The sequence below is a fragment of the Falsiroseomonas oryziterrae genome (assembly GCF_021864505.1).
GTDB classification, from domain to species: domain Bacteria; phylum Pseudomonadota; class Alphaproteobacteria; order Acetobacterales; family Acetobacteraceae; genus Falsiroseomonas; species Falsiroseomonas oryziterrae.
This window is the reverse complement of record NZ_JAKJIB010000452.1, coordinates 1-2,563: the sequence shown is the minus strand read 5'-3', so window position 1 is coordinate 2,563 and position 2,563 is coordinate 1. Positions and strand designations below refer to the sequence as shown.

Here is a 2,563-nt window from a genome sequence, read left to right as displayed (position 1 = left end):
CGGATTTGGCGGCCGTCACGCAGGCGGCGCAGGCGGTGGGCGGCAGCCCGCTCTCGCTCGGCAGCGTCACGCGCGACGACCTGCCGGTGCCCGCGCTCGCCGACGCCGCCTTCGCTGCGCCGCAGGGCGGCGTCACCGCCCCCGTCCGCTCGCCCTTCGGCTGGCATGTGCTCCGCGTCGTCGGCATCACCCCCGGCGCCGCCGCGCCCTTCGAGGAGGTGCGTGACCGCCTGCGCGAGGAGATCGCCACGGAACGCGCCGCCGACCTCGCCTTCGAGCGTGCGAACCGCGTCGAGGACGCGATCGCCGGCGGCGCGACGCTCGAGGAGGCGGCGCGGCGCTACGGCATGGCGATCGCCACGCTGCGCCTCGACGCCCGCGGCAACGACGCCGACGGCGCGCCGGCGCCCATGCCGGTGCCGGTCGCCGGCCGGCCGGAGACGGTCCGCGCCATCTTCCAGGCCGAGCTCGGCCGCGCGCCGCGCCTGCAGGAGTTGCGCCAGGCCGATGCCTTCATCGCCGTCGAGCTGCGCGCCGTCGTCCCGCCCGCGCTGCGTCCCTTCGAGACGGTGGAGGAGGATGTGCGCCTCGCCTTCCTCACCGACCAGCGCCGACGATTCCAGGAGGAGCGCGCCGCGGCGCTGATGGCGGCGATGCGCGGCGGCCAGACGCTGCAGGCCGCGGCCGAGGCGGCCAACCTGCCGACGGACCGCGTGGGTCCGTTCGGCCGCCGGCCGGAGCCCGCCGCGCCGGGCACCACGGCCATGCCGCAGGAACTGCTCCCGATCCTGTTCGGCGCCCGCGTCGGCGAGCCGGCCATGGCGCCGACCCGCTCGGGCTTCGCGGTCGCGCAGCTGCTCGAGGTCGTGCCGGCCGATCCGGCCGCGGAGGCCGAGCTGCTCGCGACCGTGCGCCGCAACGCGCAGGCGCAGGCGGCGGAGGACCTAGAGGCGCAATACGCCGCGGCGCTGCGCAACCGCGCCGCGCCGCGCGTCAACCAGACCCTCATGCAGCAGGTGGTGCCCTGACGGGGCGCATGGCGAAGGGCTGACCCGCATGGCGCAGGACACCAGCTTCGCATCCTTCGCGGAAGCACTCGCGGCCGGCCACGGCCAGGTGCTGTTCCGCGAGCGCGTCGCCGACCTCGACACGCCGGTCGGCGCCTTCCTCCGCCTCGTGCAGGGGCGGCCGAACGCCTTTCTGCTGGAATCCGTGGAAGGCGGCGCGGCGCGCGGTCGCTTCTCCGCCATCGGGCTGGAGCCCGACCTGCTCTGGCGCTGCCGCGACGGGGTCGCGGAGATCAACCGCCATGCGCTGACCGCGCCGCATGCCTTCGCGGCCGAGGCCGCGCCGCCGATGGAGAGCCTGCGCGCCCTCGTGGCCGCCTGCCGCATGCCGATGCCGCCCGGCCTGCCCTCGATCGCAGCGGGGCTGTTCGGCTTCCTCGGCTACGACATGGTCCGCCAGATCGAGCGGCTGCCGGAGAAGAACGCCAACATCCTCGGCATCCCCGACGCGGTGATGTTCCGCCCGACGCTGGTCGCCGTCTTCGACCATGTGCGCGACACGCTGACGCTGGTGACGCCGGTCTGGCCCGCGCCAGGCCTCGACCCGCAGGCGGCCTGGGACCTCGCGCAGTCGCGGCTGGATGAGGCCGAAGCCGCGCTCGACCGTCCCCTGCCCCGCCCGGCGCCGCCCGCCGCGCTGCCGGCGCTGCCCGCGCCCAGTTCCAACTTCACCAAGGAGAGCTTCTGCGCGGCGGTGGAACGCGCGAAGGCTTACATCGCGGCCGGCGACGCCTTCCAGATCGTGCCCTCGCAGCGCTTCTCCGTGCCCTTCGCGCTGCCGCCCTTCGCGCTCTACCGCGCGCTCCGCCGCCTCAACCCGGCGCCCTATCTCTTCTTCCTCGATCTCGGCGGCTTCGCCCTCGTCGGCGCCTCGCCCGAGATCCTGGTCAGCGTGAAGCATGGCGAGGTGAAGCTGCGCCCGCTCGCCGGCACGCGCCCGCGTGGCGCGACGCCGGAGGAGGATGCGCGGCTGGAACGCGAGCTGCTCGCCGATCCCAAGGAACTCGCCGAGCACCTGATGCTGCTCGACCTCGGCCGCAACGATGTCGGCCGCGTCGCCGAGATCGGCAGCGTGCGCGTCAGCCAGCGCTTCCAGATCGAGCGCTACAGCCAGGTGATGCACATCATGAGCGAGGTGGTCGGGCGACTGCGCCCGAACCTCGAACCGCTCGACGCGCTGATGGCGGGCTTCCCCGCCGGCACGCTCTCCGGCGCGCCGAAGGTGCGCGCGATGGAGATCATCGAGGAGCTCGAGCCCTCCCGCCGCGGCACCTATGCGGGCGGCGTCGGCTATTTCGGCGCCGACGGCAACATGGACACCTGCATCGCGCTGCGCACCGCGCTGGTGAAGGACGGCACCATGCATGTGCAGGCCGGCGCCGGCGTGGTGGCGGACAGCGATCCGGAGGCCGAATACGCCGAGACGCAGGCGAAGGCGCGCGCGCTGTTCCGCGCGGCCGAGGAAGCGGTGCGCTTCGCCGCCGGGCGGCGCTGAG

General features: G+C 74.7%; 2 protein-coding genes. Both read left to right on the top strand.

The genetic code is table 11. The features are described 5' to 3' along the window. On the top strand, positions 1-1,028 hold a 1,028-nt coding region (locus tag L2I40_RS21790; RefSeq protein WP_237217352.1), incomplete at its 5' end, for a peptidylprolyl isomerase. 28 nt (positions 1,029-1,056) lie between these two features. After that, a complete protein-coding gene (gene trpE / locus L2I40_RS21785; RefSeq protein ID WP_237217351.1) occupies positions 1,057-2,562 on the top strand; it encodes an anthranilate synthase component I in 1,506 nt (501 codons plus the stop codon). The last annotated feature ends 1 nt before the right edge of the window (position 2,563 follow it).